This is a genomic window from Microbacterium sp. CJ77, assembly GCF_002911615.1.
GTDB lineage: Bacteria > Actinomycetota > Actinomycetes > Actinomycetales > Microbacteriaceae > Microbacterium.
This window is the reverse complement of the sequence record NZ_PQBR01000007.1, coordinates 451,743-466,493: the sequence shown is the minus strand read 5'-3', so window position 1 is coordinate 466,493 and position 14,751 is coordinate 451,743. Positions and strand designations below refer to the sequence as shown.

Genomic DNA, 14,751 nt, shown 5'->3' with positions numbered 1-14,751 from the left:
AGTGGAAATGGCGACATCATCGGCGCGCGGAGTGATCTATGTCCACTCCGCGCCGCGGGCGTTGTGCCCGCACCTGGAATGGGCTGTCGGGCGTGCACTCGGTCGTGCCGTGAGTTTTGAGTGGGACGAGCAGCCTGTCCTACCCGGAGCTCGTCGCGCCGAGTTCTATTGGGAGGGCCCCGTCGGAACCGGCGCCTCGCTGTCTTCGGCCATGCACGGCTGGGAACATCTGCGCTTCGAGGTCACCGAGGATCCAACCCCGCGTTCGGATGGCGGCCGGTGGTTGCACACCCCCGACCTCGGCATCCACTATGCGCAGACCGATGCGGCAGGCAACGTCGTCATCGGGGAAGATCGGATCCGCTACGCGATGGAGATCGCCGCAGGCGATGTTCGAGAACTCCAGCGTGAGCTGGGCGTCGCCCTCGGGCAAGCCTGGGATGACGAGCTCGAGATCTTCCGCCACGCGAGCGATCAGGCACCCGTGGTGTGGCTCCACAAGGTGGGCTAGGTGCGCGGGTCAGAATCGGGTGGCGTGGCGCGCGGCGTTGACTCTGGCATCGCGCGCTGACGGTCGCGAACGGGAACGGGCGGGCCGTTGCGGTGTGAGAGCGTGCGGGATCGCACGGCGAGGGGCTCGTGGCGACTGTCGGTGCGTGCTGTGACGCCCAGGGACCCCTGGGGAGGCCTATGCGGGCGCCAGCCCGGCGGCTGTAGCGACGCGGAGCTTGCGGAGGTTGTGGCAGATCGTGTGGAGTAGCCATTCGCCTTGGGCGCCGGCGAGTCCGCGTAGCCGGAGCTGTCCGGCGTTTTGCCGGGTCTTCATCTGCCCGAACGCGGGTTCAACGATGGCTTTGCGGCGCGCGTAGTCGGTGCGGCCCTGCTCGGTGCGCAGCGCGTGCGCCATCCGCTCCCGCCGGCTCGCGTCCTCTGGGGCCGGGTCCGGGGCGCCGGCGGTAGGGAAGCTCTCGCCGTGACGTTGCCGTCCCGTCGCGATCAACACCTGTGCGTCCAGATCGTCGGCGGCTTCGAGGTTGGCTTCCGAGCAGTAGCCCGCGTCAGCGAGGACGACCTCTGGGGAACGCTCGATTCCTGCCGCGTCGAGGTTCCGTAGGGTCTGCTCGGCCATCGGGACGAACTGCTGGATATCGGTGGCCTGCTGGGTGACCTCGGCGCTCAACACGATCTGGTGGCCCTCATCGACAACGGCCTGCGCGTTGAACGCGTAATCGAAGCCGCGGACCGTCTTCATCATCCGCGCCTCAGGATCGGTGAAATTGCGTTGCGCTTTCGGCTTCGGCGCCGCCGTGTCCACCGCAGTCGCGACGGCCGCGTCGGCCTGCTCAGGGGGCTGACCGGCGGCGTCGGCCTTCTTCCGCGCCACGGCTGCCGCCTTCTCGGCGGCGTCGGCCTCGATCGCGTCCTTCGCGGCACGTAGTTTTGCCAGGCGCCCCTCACGGCGGGCCAGCTCCGGGGCGACCTCGGTCCCCGCGCCGGTCCTGGCCGAACTGCTGATCCTCGGCCTCATCGACCGCCTCCGCCTCGGCGAGCAGCGCAGCGACCTCGGCTTGGAGCTGATCGATCTTCGGCACGATCCGGTCATAGCTCATCGCCTTATGCCGCGACGCGTTCGCAGCCAGCTTCGTGCCATCCAGCGCGACCCGCCCCAACCGCACCAGCCCCGCCTCCGCGCAGACCCGCAGCACCTGCAGGAACAACCCCGGCAGGGCATCCAGGTGACGCCGACGAAACCGGGCCAGCGACCGGTAGTCGGGCGCCTGGTTGCCCGACAGCCACCGGAAGGCGATATCGCGCTTGCAGCGCCGCTCCAACTCACGAGACGAGGTCACGCCCGTCGCGTACGCGAACAGCAGCAGCTTCAACATCATCCGCGGGTCATACGGAGGCGCACCCGAGGCGGACGCGTACGACGCGTAGACCGGCGTCAGATCCAAGAGCTCTTCGACGACCTCGGAGATGAACCGGGCCTCATCATCCTCGTCCAGCCAGTCATCCAGACTCGGCGGGAGCAGGAAACACTGCCCCTGGTCATACCCACGGAACGTCTTGCCCGCACCCGCCGGTGCAGCCGATCCCGGCGCCCGCGCCTCACCCGGCTCGACCTCGAACAGACCCTCCAGGCTGGCAGTCACCGTCATGAATCGATTCTCCCAGCACCCCGCGCTATCCACCGGATTCACCCCGGCGCGTTAACGGAAGGATCTGACCCACGCACCTAGAGGCGCTCGTAGGCTGAAGGCGACCCGAGACTCCAGACATCCCCACACTCGGACCGAACCCATCGTCCGCGCTCGCGCGGCCTGTTGGCTGGGTCAGGATGTGGAAACCCCTGGATCGCGGTCACCGAACCTGTCGAAGCGACCGCGCGCCAACCTCAATTCGTCGAGAATGCGACGACGGCGTTGTGCCCGCCGAAGCCGAACGAGTTGCTGATCGCCAACTGGTCGCCCGCACCGAGGTCCTGGACCTGACCCGAGATCCGGAAGGGCACCTCGGGGTCCTGCGTCGTCAGGTTGATCGTCGGAGGTGCCTGGCGCTGACCGATCGCCAGGACCGTGAAGATCGCCTCGAGCGCTCCGGTTCCCCCGAGCAGGTGGCCGGTCGAGGCCTTCGTCGCTGAGACCGGGATGTCGTCGACACGGGCCCCGAAGATGGCCCGGAGCGCCTGGTACTCGTTCGGGTCGCCCACGGGCGTGGACGTCGCGTGCGCGTTGATGTGCGTGACGTCGTCGGGGGACGCATCGGCCATCTCGAGTGCCATCGTCACGGCTCGTGCCGCGCCGTGCCCCTCGGGGTCGTTCGCCGTGATGTGGTATGAATCCGCCGTGACCCCGCCGCCGACGACGTAGGCGTAGATCTTCGCGCCGCGAGCCTTGGCATGCTCCTCGGTCTCGAGGATCAGCACGCCGGCGCCCTCGCCCATGACGAAGCCGTCGCGGTCGATGCTTCCCGGACGCGATGCCGTCGCGGGGTCGTCGTTGCGACGCGAGAGCGCCTGCATCGACGCGAACGAGGCGATGGTGATCGGATGGATCGCCGACTCGGTGCCGCCCGCGATCACGACGTCCGCGAGGCCGTCCTGCAGGTGCTCGACCGCGTTGACGATCGACTCGGTGCTCGACGCGCACGCGCTGGCGACCGTGCGGGCGAACGCGCGCGCACCGAAGTGGAGGGAGAGGTTGCCGGCCGCCGCGTTCGGCATGAGCATCGGCACGGTCATCGGCATGACGCGGCGGGGGCCCTTCTCGCGCAGGGTGTCCCACGCGTCGAGCAGGGTCCAGACGCCGCCGATGCCGGTCGCGAAGTCGACGCCGAGGCGCTCCGGGTCGACCTCGGGCGCTCCGGCGTCCTCCCAGGCCTCCATGGCGGCGACGAGGGCGAACTGCGACGCCGGGTCGAGCCGCTTGGCGGTGGGCCGGGGCAGGACGTCCTCGGGGCGCACGACGGCTTCGGCCGCGAACGTGACGGGCAGCTCGTACTCGGCTACCCACTCGTGCTCGAGTGTCCGCGTGCCCGACACGCCGGCAAGAAGGGCGGTCCAGCTTTCGGGGGCGGTGCCACCGAGGGGTGACGAGGCACCGATTCCGGTGACGACGATGCGCTTGGTGGTCATGACACGAATCCTCAGGCGTTGCTGTCGCTCTCGGGGGCCCAGGGGCCCCCGAGAGGGTGGATCAGGACTGGTTCGACGTGATGAACGTCACGGCGTCGCCGACGGTCTTGAGGTTCTTGACCTCGTCGTCGGGAATGGTGACGCCGAACTTCTCTTCTGCGTTCACGACGATCGTCATCATCGAGATCGAGTCGATGTCGAGGTCGTCGGTGAAGGACTTCTCGAGGGCGACGTCGTCGGCCGAGATGCCGGTCTCGTCGGTGATGAGCTCAGCGAGCCCGGCGAGCACCTCATCGGTAGAAAAGGCCATGGTGTCTCCTTGGTTCTGGATCTTTACGGGGGTTCTGGAGTCGTGTCGTCGACCGCAGATCAGTCTAGGGTGGCTATCCGCTCGCTCACGGCAGCACCACGACCTGAGCGCCGAACACCAGACCGGCGCCGAAGCCGATCTGCAGGGCGAGACCGCCGCTGATCTCGGGGTGCTCCTGCAGCAGACGGTGCGTGGCCAGAGGGATCGATGCTGCCGACGTGTTGCCGGTCGTCTCGATGTCGCGGCCGATCACGACGGTGTCGGGCAGCTTCAACTGCTTGGCGAACTCGTCGATGATGCGCATGTTGGCCTGATGGGGCACGAAGGCTGCCAGGTCGGATGCCTCGACACCGGCCGCTTCGAGGGCCTGGCGTGCGACCTTCACCATCTCCCACACCGCCCAGCGGAAGACGGTCGGCCCCTCCTGGCGAAGCGTGGGCCATGCGGCGACCCCGTCGCGGAACTCGATGAGCGTGTGGTCCATCCCGACGGCGTCGGCCTTGGAGCCATCCGATCCCCACACCGTGGGGCCGATGCCGGGCGTTTCGCTCGGGCCGACCACGACGGCGCCGGCACCGTCGCCGAGCAGGAACGAGATGCTGCGGTCAGTCGGGTCGACGACATCGCTGAGCTTCTCGGCACCGATGACGACGGCATAGTGGGCGATTCCGCTGCGGATCAGGGCATCTGCCTGGGCTACCCCGTACGAGAACCCGGCGCAGGCCGCGTTCAGGTCGTAGGCGGCCGCGGGATTCGCTCCGACACGGTCGGCGACGACGGCCGAGATCGACGGGGTCTGCTGGGGGTTGCTGATCGTCGCCACGATGACGAGGTCGATGTCTTCGGGAGCGACGCCGGAGGTGGCGATCGCTTCGGCCGCGGCGTCCGTGGCGAGATCGAGAGCGCTCGTGCCGGCTTCCGCGCGCGTGCGCGTGATGATGCCGGTGCGCTGGCGGATCCACTCGTCGCTCGAGTCGATCGGTCCGACGAGCGCGTCGTTGTCGACGAAGACTTCGCCGCGCGCGGCGCCGTACGCGTAGATCCGCGTGTGGGGGACGCCCGTGGTCTGGGTCAGCGGGGCGGACGAGATCATGCGTTTTCCTTCGAGAGAAGATCCGCGGCCGCGTCGAGGTCGTCGGGGGTCTTGACCGCCACCGACGGGACGCCGCGGAGTCCGCGCTTGGCGAGCCCGGTCAGTGTACCGGCGGGAGTCAGTTCGATGAGGCCCGTGATACCCGCGTCGGCGAATCCCGCCATGCAGAGATCCCAGCGGACGGGCGAGGCGACCTGGCCGACCAGCAGGTCGATCGCGGTCGAACCCGAGGTGACGACGGACCCGTCATGGTTCGTCCAGAGCGTGAGCGTGGGGTCGGTCGCCTCTATGGCGTCGGCGGCGATACGCAGCCGCTCGACCGCGGGCGCCATGTAGCCGGTGTGGAACGCGCCGGCGACCTGCAGCGGGATGACTCGCGCGCCGCGCGGGGCTTCTGCCGCGAGCTCGGCGAGGGCGCCGGGTGCTCCCGCCGCGACGATCTGCCCGCCTCCGTTGAAGTTGGCGGGGGTGAGCGCGAGCTCTTCCAACCGTGCGAGGACGACCTCTTCGTCACCGCCGACGACGGCGCTCATGCCGGTCGGCTCGAGGGCCGCGGCGTCCGCCATCGCCCGCCCGCGGATGCCGACGAGGTTCATGCCGTCGTGGGCAGAGAGCACACCCGCGATGACGAGTGCCGCGATCTCGCCGACCGAGTGGCCCGCGGTGCCGCCGGGGGTCGACGGGGCGCGCTGCTCGAGCGCGGACCAGGCGAGCAGGCTCGCGGCGACGATCAGCGGTTGGGCGATGCGGGTATCGCGGATGGTGTCGGCGTCGGACTCCGTGCCATGGCGGATCAGATCGACCTCTGCGGCATCCGAGAACGCGGTGAGCAGATCACGCGCCCCGGGGAGCTCTAGCCAGGGGGAGAGGAATCCGGGAGTCTGAGAGCCCTGACCGGGGCAGGCTACGACGATCACCTACCCAGTCTGTCAACTCGACCGGGGTGGGTCTTGGCTCGGTCCTACGAAGAAACCCCGGAACGTTTGTGCGTGGCTGACACCAGAGGGCGTCTGCGCGTGTCCGTAGCAGCGATCTGGCCCAGGATGAGTGCCGACTGCAGGATGAGTGCCTCGCGCGCCCCGGTGGCATCCCAGCCGATGACCTCGCTGACCCGCTTGAGGCGGTAGCGCACGGTGTTCGGGTGCACGAACAGCTCGCGAGCGGTGGCCTCGAGCGACCGGCCGTTGTCGAGGTAGCTCCACAGTGTCGTGACGAGGTCGGGGGAGTGCGCCTGCAGCGGTCGATAGATCCGCTCGACGAGCGTCTGCTTGGCCAGCGCGTCGCCCGCGAGGGCACGCTCGGGCAGCAGGTCGTCCGCCTCGACGGGGCGGGGCGCATTTCGCCAGGCGCGGGCCACGGCGAATCCGGCGAGCGCCGCACGGGCGCTCGCGCTCGCGTCGACCAGGGCGGGAACAGCGGGGCCGAGCACCAGGTGGCCCGGCCCGAATCCGGGTTCGAGACGCGTTGCGATCTCGGGGAAGGGCAGGTCCGGTGCGGGTTCTTCGCCGCGGGGGACCGAGTCCGAGCGCCCCATCACCAGCACGAGCCGCGATCCCTGCACACCGATCAACACGTCCACGCCGAGTTTGCGCGCGATGCGCCGAAGCTGATCGACGTCGAACTGCGAGGGGGTCGTGCCGACGAGCACGCATACCTCGCCGTGTCCGTGCCAGCCCAGCGCCGCGATGCGGCTCGGCAGCTCGGCATCCGCCTCGCCGGTCAGGATCGAGTCGACGACCAGCGCCTCGAGACGTGCGTCCCACAGCCCGCGTGCTTCCGCCGCCCGCGCGTAGACATCCGCCGCGGCGAACGCGACGTCACGCGAGTACTTCAGGATCGCCTCGCGGATGCTGCCGCCCCGGCCCGTCACACGCTCTTCCGTGACCTCGACCGTCACGCGGATGAGCTGCAGGGTCTGCTGCAGGCTGACGCTGCGCAGCAGCTCACGCGGAGCGGCGGCGAAGATGTCCGCCGCGATCCAGGGCGTCGACTCGGGGTCTTCGTACCACTGGATGAAGGAGGTGATGCCCGCCTGGGCTACGAGGCCGACCGCGGACCGCCGCCCGGGTGGCATCTCGCGGTACCAGGGCAGCGTGTCCTCGAGTCGGTTGAGCGTCGCCGTGGCGAGGTCGCCGGAGATGCGACGCAACCAGGCGAGGGTCGCCGCCTTCTCGTCGGATACGGCCTTCTCCGAGACGGCTTTCTCGTCGGCTCCCGTGGTTTCGGGCACGGGGCTCAGCTTTCGCCGCCGGCGTTCCCGCTCGTTCCCGCGGTCACGTCGAACAGACGGTACTTCTCGATCGCCTGGGCGACGAGCGACCGGTCGACCGCGCCCTGCTGCGCGAGCGCCTGGAGCGCCCGCACGACGATGGACGGACCGTCGATCTTGAAGAACCGGCGAGCGGCGGCACGCGTGTCCGAGAATCCGAAGCCATCCGCACCGAGGGTGTAGAAGTCGTGCTGCACCCACGGACGGATCTGGTCTTGCACGGCGTGCATGAAGTCGCTCACCGCGACGACCGGACCGGGCGCGCCGGCCAGCTTCTCGGTGATGTACGCCGTCTTCGGCTCTTCGTCGGGGTGCAGGAAGTTGTGCTCGTCGGCGGCCAGGCCGTCGCGGCGCAACTCTGTCCACGACGTGACGGACCAGACATCCGCTGCCACGCCCCAGTCGTCGCGGAGCAGCTGCTGCGCCTCGATGGCCCACGGCACACCCACGCCCGAGGCGAGAAGCTGGGCGCGCGCGCCGTCGCCCTCACCGGTCGAGATGCGGTGGATGCCTCGGACGATGCCGTCGACGTCGACACCCTCGGGCTCGGCGGGCTGCACGATCGGCTCGTTGTAGACCGTCAGGTAGTACATGACGTTCGGGTCGGGGTGCTGGCCGCCGTACATGCGCTCGATGCCCGAGCGCACGATGTGCGCAATCTCGTAGCCGTAGGCGGGGTCGTACGACACCGTCGCGGGGTTCGTCGAGGCGAGCAGGTGCGAGTGGCCGTCGGCGTGCTGCAGGCCCTCACCCGTCAGCGTCGTGCGGCCGGCTGTCGCGCCGATGACGAATCCGCGCGCCATCTGGTCGCCCGCGGCCCACTGGGCGTCGCCCGTGCGCTGGAAGCCGAACATCGAGTAGAAGACGTAGACCGGAATGAGTGGCTCGCCGTGCGTGGAGTACGACGTGCCGACGCCTGTGAACGCCGCGACGGCACCCGCCTCGTTGATGCCGACGTGGATGATCTGCCCTTGCGGGCTCTCCTTGTACGCCAGGAGCAGCTCGCGGTCGACCGACGTGTAGTGCTGGCCGTTCGGGTTGTAGATCTTCGCGGTCGGGAAGAACGCGTCCATGCCGAACGTGCGGGCCTCGTCGGGGATGATCGGGACGATGCGGTGACCGAAGTCCTTCGCGCGCAGCAGGTCCTTCAGCAGGCGCACGAACGCCATCGTCGTGGCGACCTCTTGCGTGCCCGAACCCTTCTTGGGCATCGCGTAGGCGGAGTCGTCCGGCAGCGTCAGGCCGACGTGGGTCGTGCGACGCTCGGGCAGGAAGCCGCCGAGGTTGCGGCGGCGCTCGAGCAGGTACTGGATCGTCTCGTCCTTCTCGCCCGGGTTGTAGTACGGGGGCAGGTAGGGATTCTCTTCGAGTTGGCCGTCCGTGATCGGGATGTGCATGGCGTCGCGGAAGTGCTTGAGGTCCTCGAGCGTCATCTTCTTCATCTGATGCGTCGCGTTGCGGCCCTCGAAGTGCGGTCCGAGACCGTAGCCCTTGATCGTCTTCGCGATGATCACGGTCGGCTGACCCTTGTGCTCGACGGCGGCCTTGAACGCGGCGTACACCTTGCGGTAGTCGTGGCCGCCGCGCTTGAGGTTCCAGATCTGGTCGTCGCTGTAGTCCTTGACCAGCGCGAGCGCGCGCTCGTCACGGCCGAAGAAGTTCTCGCGCACGTAGGCGCCGTTCTCGGTCTTGTAGGTCTGGTAGTCGCCGTCGGGGGTGACGTTCATCAGGTTCAGGAGCGCGCCATCCGTGTCGCGCGAGAGCAGCTCGTCCCACTCGCGTCCCCAGACGACCTTGATGACGTTCCAGCCGGCGCCGCGGAAGAAGCTCTCGAGCTCCTGGATGATCTTGCCGTTGCCGCGCACCGGACCATCGAGGCGCTGGAGGTTGGCGTTGACGATGAAGGTCAGGTTGTCGAGGCCCTCGTTCGCCGCGACCTGGAGCTGGCCGCGGCTCTCGACCTCGTCCATCTCGCCGTCGCCGAGGAACGCCCAGACGTGGCCATCCGAGACATCCTTGATGCCGCGGTTGGTCAGGTACTTGTTCGTCATCGCCTGGTAGATCGCGTTGATCGGGCCGAGACCCATCGACACGGTCGGGAACTGCCAGAACTCGGGCATCAGGCGCGGGTGCGGGTACGACGGGATGCCGTTGGGCGCGGCGGACTTCTCCTGGCGGAAGCCGTCGAGCTGGGCCTCGGTCAGGCGACCCTCGAGGAAGGCGCGGGCGTAGGTGCCGGGCGAGGCGTGGCCCTGGATGAAGATCTGGTCGCCACCGGAGGGGTGGTCGTGGCCGCGGAAGAAGTGGTTGAACCCCACCTCGTACAGGGCGGCCGACGACGCGTATGTCGAGATGTGCCCGCCGACGCCGATGCCCGGGCGCTGCGCGCGGTGCACGGTGACCGCGGCGTTCCAGCGGATCCAGGCGCGGTAGCGGCGCTCGATCTCTTCGTCACCGGGGAACTCGGGCTCGTTCTCGGGCGCGATGGTGTTGATGTAGTCCGTCGTCGGCACCATGGGGACGCCCAGGTGCAGCTCGTGCGACTTCTTCAGAAGGCTGAGCATCACCTCGCGTCCGCGGCCGTGGCCCTTCGCGTCGACGAGCTGTTGCAGGGATTCCTGCCACTCGGAAGTCTCTTCTGGATCGCTGTCAGCGGCGTTCTGCGAGTAGGGATCCTGGTCGTGAACAGTCACACGTGACCTCTCTTCGTGCCGGCAGATCGTGCCGGGGGAGTCTTGGCAGCGGCGTCTCGGCTTGTGGGCCGGGCGGGAACGCACACCTCTCTCAGCCTAGTCAGTTCCGGGCATTCCGCGCCCGTCCGGACTGAGCCGGTGCGCGGCGATGGCAGGATGTCGGCATGACCCTCGAGATCGGTGACCAGGCCCCGGACTTCACGCTCCTGACGCAGGCGGGCGAGCCGCTCACGCTCAGCGATGTCTGGCGGGACTCGCCCGTCGTGCTCGTCTTCTTCCCCCTCGCGTTCTCGGGACGGTGCCAGGGCGAGCTGTGCGAGATCCGCGACAACATCGCGGTCTTCGAGGATGCTTTGGTGCGCGTCGTCGGCATCTCGGTCGACAGTCACCACGCGTTGCGGGCCTGGGCCGAGCAGCAGGGTTACGGGTTCGACCTGGTGTCCGACTTCTGGCCGCACGGCGAGGTCGCGCGGGCCTACGAGGTGTTCCTGGCCGACCGGGGGGTCGCGACGCGCGCGAGCTTCTTGATCGACACGGAGGGCGTCGTCCGCTGGTCGGTCGTGAACGACCCGACGAGCCCGCGGCCGCTGTCGGCCTATCGCGAGGCCTTGGCCGCGTTCGCGTGAGCGTCGTTCGGGCTCGGTCGGGCTCGTTCGGGCTCGATCTTCTAGACTGGCCCCAAGGGCCTTTAGCTCAGCTGGTAGAGCGCCACGTTTACACCGTGGATGTCGTCGGTTCGATCCCGGCAGGGCCCACACCGCGTCCGATGTTCACGCCGCGACTGATCGGCGCGAGCATCTTCGCCTGCTGGCGGCCGTGCCTCGAAGGACATCGCCCAGATCGATACCGCCTTCGGACATGACCGCTGGTGCCGGAGGTCCGCGCCCGCCAGGATGGGGGTATGCCCTCTGACACCGCGCGCACGACGTCGCCCGCGATCGAGGTCGCGGGGCTCACGAAGCGTTACAAGGACGTCGTCGCGGTCGACGACATCTCGTTCGAGGTGGCCGTCGGCGGGGTCTTCGCGTTCGTCGGGACGAACGGCGCGGGCAAGTCCACGACGATCGGATGCGTCACCACCGCGCTGCCCTTCGATGCGGGCAGCGTCCGGGTCGCGGGCCACGACGTCCGTCGCGAAGGCGAGGACGTGCGTCGTCGCATCGGGGTCGTCTTCCAGGAGTCGTTGCTCGACGAGGCGCTGACGGTGCGCGAGAACCTCCGCATGCGCGGGCGGTTCTACACGGCGGATCGCACGGCCGTGGCGTCCCGCATCGAAGAGCTGACCGAGCTCATCCAGCTGGGCGACTTCGTCGATCGTCGTTACGGGAAGCTCTCCGGCGGACAGAAGCGGCGCGTCGACATCGCCCGCGCACTGCTCCCGGGGCCGAGCATCCTGTTCCTGGACGAACCCACCGCGGGCCTGGACCCGGCGAGTCGCGCGACGGTCTGGTCGACGATCCACACGCTGACGAACGCGGGCGGCCTCACGGTGTTTCTGACGACCCACTACATGGAGGAGACCGAGGAGGCGGGGCGCGTCTGCATCATCGACCGCGGCCGCATCATCGCGGAGGGGAGCCCCGCCGAGCTGCGCGCGCGGCACAGCCGAAGCATCCTCACGATCACGACACGGGATCCCGCCGCGCTCGCGACCCTCGTCGCGGCGAGAGGACTGACCGCCGACGGCGACGGGGCTGTCGTGACGATCGCTGTCGAGAGCGCGGACGCGGCGCGGAGCCTGCTCGCCGCGCACGGCGACGACGTGCTCGACTTCGAGTTCCGGCACGGCAGCATGGACGACGTCTTTCTCGCCCTCACCGCGAACGAACGGACGGAGACCTGATGGGCGTCGTGCTCGGGATCGTGGCCCGCAACCTGCGGCTGTTCTTCCGCGATCGCATGAACGTCTTCTTCTCGCTCCTGGCCGCGATCATCCTCTTCGCGCTGTACACGCTGTTTCTCGGCAACCTGCAGAGCGCCTCGCTCGAGACGTCGTTCCCCAATGCCACCAGCGCCGAACTGAAGGCGTTCGTCGACACCTGGATGTTCGCGGGGATCGTCGGCATCACGTCGATCACGACGGGTCTCGGTGCGCTGGGCGTGCTCGTGGAGGACGGTGCGTCCGGCCGATTCCGCGACTTCCTGGTGTCGCCCATCCGTCGCGGGCAGCTCGTGCTCGGCTACCTCCTGGCGGCGCTGATCATCTCGCTCGTGATGACCCTGGTGGTGCTCGTCGCCAGTCTCGCGTACATGTTCTTCGTGAGCGGCGTGACCCTGCCCCTGCCCTCCCTCCTGCTCGTGCTGGCCTACATCGCCCTGTCGGCCGCCGCGTTCACGGCGCTCTCGGCGTTCATCGCGTCGTTCATCTCCACGGTCGCGTCATTCGCGGCGCTGTCTACCATCGTCGGCACGATCCTCGGCTTCATAGCCGGTGCCTACCTCCCGGTCGGGGTGCTGCCGGAGGGCGTGCGGGTCGTCGTGAACGCCCTGCCCTTCGCACAGTCGGCGATGCTCCTCAGGCAGGAGCTCACGGCGGGCACGCTCGCGACCCTCACGGGAGGGCAGCCCGAGGCGGAGGAGTTCCTGCGCGAGTTCTACGGGATCGACCTGGTCGTCGGTGACTGGACCGTGCCCACGGGGTACGTCGTCGCGATCCTCGCCGCGATGGTCGTGGTGTTCTTCGCCCTCGCGTCGGCGCGGATCCGGGCCCGCATCGTCTGAGACGGTGCCCTCGGTTGTTGATCGGCCGTGGATTGCCGGTGCTGCGGTCGGTCATGCTGTGTGGCGCTCTGGGCCGTCCGCACGATCGAATGTGCGACGCGCCGCGCGTCGCACATCCTGTTCCGTGTGTCGGTCTTCGGGTCGTGCGGACGGCACGCGCGATGCGCGCGGTGGCCGAGGCGAAAACGACCACCCGTCGGGGCGAGGCGCCCGCCGGGATAGGCTGGACGAGTGAATGCGAGCCCGACAGACCAGCGTCGATTGCTGGAGATCGCCGAGCTCGACGCGCAGCTGAGCGCGTCCAAAGCCCTGCGCCAGAACCCCCCGCAAGCCGCGCGTGTGAAGGAACTCCTCACCGCGCGCCAAGCGCTCTCGCACGAGTTGTCGCGACGCCAGGGCGTGCGCGACGACCTGCAGCTCGAGATCTCTCGCGTCGAGTCCGACGTGAAGGTCGTCGAGGCGCGCCGCAAGCGCGACGAAGAGCTGTTGCAGAAGGTTTCGAATCCGAAGGACGCCGCGGGGCTCGAGCACGAGCTCGCCTCGCTCGCGCGACGCCAGGGCGACCTCGAGGATGCCGAGCTCGAGCTGATGGAGAAGCTCGAGCAGGCCGAGGCATCCGTCACCGAGCAGGAGCGCCTCGTCGCCGCGACGAACGAAGAGGGCACGCGACTCTCGAACGAAGCCAAGGCGGTCGTCGCCGACGAGACCGCCCGTGCCGAGCGGCTGACGCGTGACCGCGCGGCCATCATCGGGACCGTCCCACCCGAGCTCTTCGCCCTGTACGAGCGACTGACGACACGCAGCGCCGGGGCCGGTCTGCTGCGTGCATGCACCTGCGGTGGCTGCCATATGGTGCTCTCGGGCACCGACCTGCAGGTCATCCGCGGCGTGGCCGACGACGAGATCGTGAACTGCCCCGAGTGCGGGTGCATCCTGGTGCGCACGAGCGAATCGGGCCTGTGAGCGCCGTGCGATGAGTGGTGCGCTCTGGGATGACCCGATCGCACCGCCGTCCGCACCCGACCTGATCGTCGAGGCCGACGGAGGTGCGCGGGGAAACCCCGGCATCGCCGCCGGGGGAGCGGTCGTGCTGGATGCTTCGACGGGCGCGGTGCTCGCCGAGATCGGGGTCTACGTGGGCGTCGCGACGAACAACGTGGCCGAGTACCGCGGCATGATCGAGGGTTTGCGGGCCGCATTCGAACGGAATCCGGCATCCGTTCGCGTGCGTCTCGACTCCAAGCTCGTGGTCGAGCAGATGACGGGACGCTGGAAGATCAAACATCCCGACATGCAGGTCCTGGCGCTTGAGGCGCGCGAACTGATCGCCGGGCGCCACGTGAGCTTCGAGTGGATCCCCCGAGCGCAGAACGCGAGAGCGGATGCCGCGGCCAACGCATCCATGGATCGTCGCGAGAGTTTTCGCCGCGACCTGGTGGCGTGATCCATCCGGCGCCCGTCCGGCCGTCCGGCGCGGGTGGGTGAGGCATCGGCGGCTAGACTTGCGGCGCGAGTGGGTCGGCTGGACGGTCGCGTTACGGGTTCGCCCGTACCGAGGAACGTCCGGGCTCCACAGGGCAGGGCGGTGGGTAACACCCACCCGGAGTGATCCGCGAGACAGTGCCACAGAAAACAGACCGCCGGGGGAGACCCCGGTAAGGGTGAAACGGTGGTGTAAGAGACCACCAGGGACCGCGGTGACGCGATCTGCTCGGTAAACCTCGCCCGGAGCAAGGTCAGACAGAGGATGTTGACGCGGCCCGCCGAGTCCTCGGGTAGACCGCTAGAACGGCACGGCAACGTGTCGTCGAGAGAGATGACCGTCCACGGGGCTCACGCCCCCGGACAGAACCCGGCGTACAGGCCGGCCCACTCGCCCCTCGATCACCGCCCCGGCCCGCCTCCGAGAGCGCGTGCTTGCCGCCGAGACCGCCGGTTGTCCCCGAGGGCGCCGCTTCTCCACCGCGAGCAACCGGCGGATTCGGCGCCAACCGGCGGCATCGGCATCCGTGCATCTGCGCACGAGCCGAA

General features: G+C 68.8%; 12 protein-coding genes, 1 tRNA gene, 1 other RNA gene and 1 pseudogene. 8 read left to right on the top strand and 7 right to left on the bottom strand.

Going from position 1 to position 14,751, the window contains the following annotated elements:
- Nucleotides 1-7 precede the first annotated feature (7 nt).
- The gene (locus C2868_RS08080) at nt 8-511 is read left to right on the top strand and encodes a DUF3145 domain-containing protein (protein ID WP_100810609.1); all 504 of its coding nucleotides are present in this window, start codon (nt 8-10) and stop codon (nt 509-511) included.
- 177 nt (nt 512-688) lie between these two features.
- Here the strand turns inward: C2868_RS08080 and C2868_RS08075 are convergent.
- The 7 genes and pseudogenes from C2868_RS08075 to aceE all read right to left on the bottom strand — a co-directional run bounded on the left by C2868_RS08075 (nt 689) and on the right by aceE (nt 9,999).
- A pseudogene (locus C2868_RS08075) lies at nt 689-2,132 on the bottom strand (IS1182 family transposase).
- 263 nt (nt 2,133-2,395) lie between these two features.
- The gene (locus C2868_RS08070) at nt 2,396-3,634 is read right to left on the bottom strand and encodes a beta-ketoacyl synthase (RefSeq protein WP_100810610.1); all 1,239 of its coding nucleotides are present in this window, start codon (nt 3,632-3,634) and stop codon (nt 2,396-2,398) included.
- A 61-nt stretch (nt 3,635-3,695) separates the two neighbouring features.
- The gene (locus tag C2868_RS08065) at nt 3,696-3,944 is read right to left on the bottom strand and encodes an acyl carrier protein (protein WP_036297167.1); all 249 of its coding nucleotides are present in this window, start codon (nt 3,942-3,944) and stop codon (nt 3,696-3,698) included.
- An 85-nt stretch (nt 3,945-4,029) separates the two neighbouring features.
- A complete protein-coding gene (locus C2868_RS08060; RefSeq protein WP_100810611.1) occupies nt 4,030-5,037 on the bottom strand; it encodes a beta-ketoacyl-ACP synthase III in 1,008 nt (335 codons plus the stop codon).
- Entirely contained in the window at nt 5,034-5,954 is a 921-nt protein-coding gene (locus C2868_RS08055) for an ACP S-malonyltransferase (protein ID WP_100810612.1), read from the bottom strand. The genes C2868_RS08060 and C2868_RS08055 overlap by 4 nt, the downstream gene beginning before the upstream one ends.
- Before the next feature lie 44 nt (nt 5,955-5,998).
- Nucleotides 5,999-7,267 (bottom strand): CdaR family transcriptional regulator, encoded by a 1,269-nt coding sequence (locus tag C2868_RS08050; protein WP_100810613.1) that lies wholly within the window; start codon nt 7,265-7,267, stop codon nt 5,999-6,001.
- 5 nt (nt 7,268-7,272) lie between these two features.
- Nucleotides 7,273-9,999 (bottom strand): pyruvate dehydrogenase (acetyl-transferring), homodimeric type, encoded by a 2,727-nt coding sequence (gene aceE / locus C2868_RS08045; RefSeq protein WP_100810614.1) that lies wholly within the window; start codon nt 9,997-9,999, stop codon nt 7,273-7,275.
- A 164-nt stretch (nt 10,000-10,163) separates the two neighbouring features.
- Here aceE and C2868_RS08040 point away from each other — a divergent pair, with 164 nt between their 5' ends.
- From C2868_RS08040 to rnpB, 7 genes are all read left to right on the top strand, one after another.
- Nucleotides 10,164-10,625 (top strand): peroxiredoxin, encoded by a 462-nt coding sequence (locus tag C2868_RS08040; RefSeq protein WP_100810615.1) that lies wholly within the window; start codon nt 10,164-10,166, stop codon nt 10,623-10,625.
- A gap of 56 nt (nt 10,626-10,681) precedes the next feature.
- Nucleotides 10,682-10,754: transfer RNA gene (locus C2868_RS08035), tRNA-Val, on the top strand.
- A 146-nt stretch (nt 10,755-10,900) separates the two neighbouring features.
- Nucleotides 10,901-11,842, top strand: coding sequence for an ABC transporter ATP-binding protein (locus tag C2868_RS08030; protein ID WP_100810616.1), 942 nt, complete (start codon nt 10,901-10,903; stop codon nt 11,840-11,842).
- Nucleotides 11,842-12,720 (top strand): ABC transporter permease, encoded by an 879-nt coding sequence (locus C2868_RS08025; RefSeq protein WP_100810617.1) that lies wholly within the window; start codon nt 11,842-11,844, stop codon nt 12,718-12,720. Before C2868_RS08030 ends, C2868_RS08025 begins: the two co-directional genes overlap by 1 nt.
- A gap of 231 nt (nt 12,721-12,951) precedes the next feature.
- The gene (locus C2868_RS08020; protein WP_100810618.1) at nt 12,952-13,683 is read left to right on the top strand and encodes a zinc ribbon domain-containing protein; all 732 of its coding nucleotides are present in this window, start codon (nt 12,952-12,954) and stop codon (nt 13,681-13,683) included.
- A gap of 10 nt (nt 13,684-13,693) precedes the next feature.
- Nucleotides 13,694-14,164, top strand: a complete 471-nt coding sequence (locus tag C2868_RS08015) for a reverse transcriptase-like protein (RefSeq protein WP_103663118.1) — start codon at nt 13,694-13,696, stop codon at nt 14,162-14,164.
- A 70-nt stretch (nt 14,165-14,234) separates the two neighbouring features.
- An RNA gene (gene rnpB, locus C2868_RS08010) (RNase P RNA component class A) lies at nt 14,235-14,596 on the top strand.
- Nucleotides 14,597-14,751 lie beyond the last annotated feature (155 nt).

What these genes read in the sequence shown, in the direction of transcription:
- C2868_RS08015 (WP_103663118.1), top strand. Translation starts at nt 13,694, where the DNA reads ATGAGTGGTGCGCTCTGGGATGACCCGATCGCACCGCCGTCCGCACCC.
- C2868_RS08025 (WP_100810617.1), top strand. Translation starts at nt 11,842, where the DNA reads ATGGGCGTCGTGCTCGGGATCGTGGCCCGCAACCTGCGGCTGTTCTTC.
- C2868_RS08040 (WP_100810615.1), top strand. Translation starts at nt 10,164, where the DNA reads ATGACCCTCGAGATCGGTGACCAGGCCCCGGACTTCACGCTCCTGACG.
- C2868_RS08060 (WP_100810611.1), bottom strand. Translation starts at nt 5,037, where the DNA reads ATGATCTCGTCCGCCCCGCTGACCCAGACCACGGGCGTCCCCCACACG.
- C2868_RS08070 (WP_100810610.1), bottom strand. Translation starts at nt 3,634, where the DNA reads ATGACCACCAAGCGCATCGTCGTCACCGGAATCGGTGCCTCGTCACCC.
- C2868_RS08065 (WP_036297167.1), bottom strand. Translation starts at nt 3,944, where the DNA reads ATGGCCTTTTCTACCGATGAGGTGCTCGCCGGGCTCGCTGAGCTCATC.
- C2868_RS08030 (WP_100810616.1), top strand. Translation starts at nt 10,901, where the DNA reads ATGCCCTCTGACACCGCGCGCACGACGTCGCCCGCGATCGAGGTCGCG.
- C2868_RS08080 (WP_100810609.1), top strand. Translation starts at nt 8, where the DNA reads ATGGCGACATCATCGGCGCGCGGAGTGATCTATGTCCACTCCGCGCCG.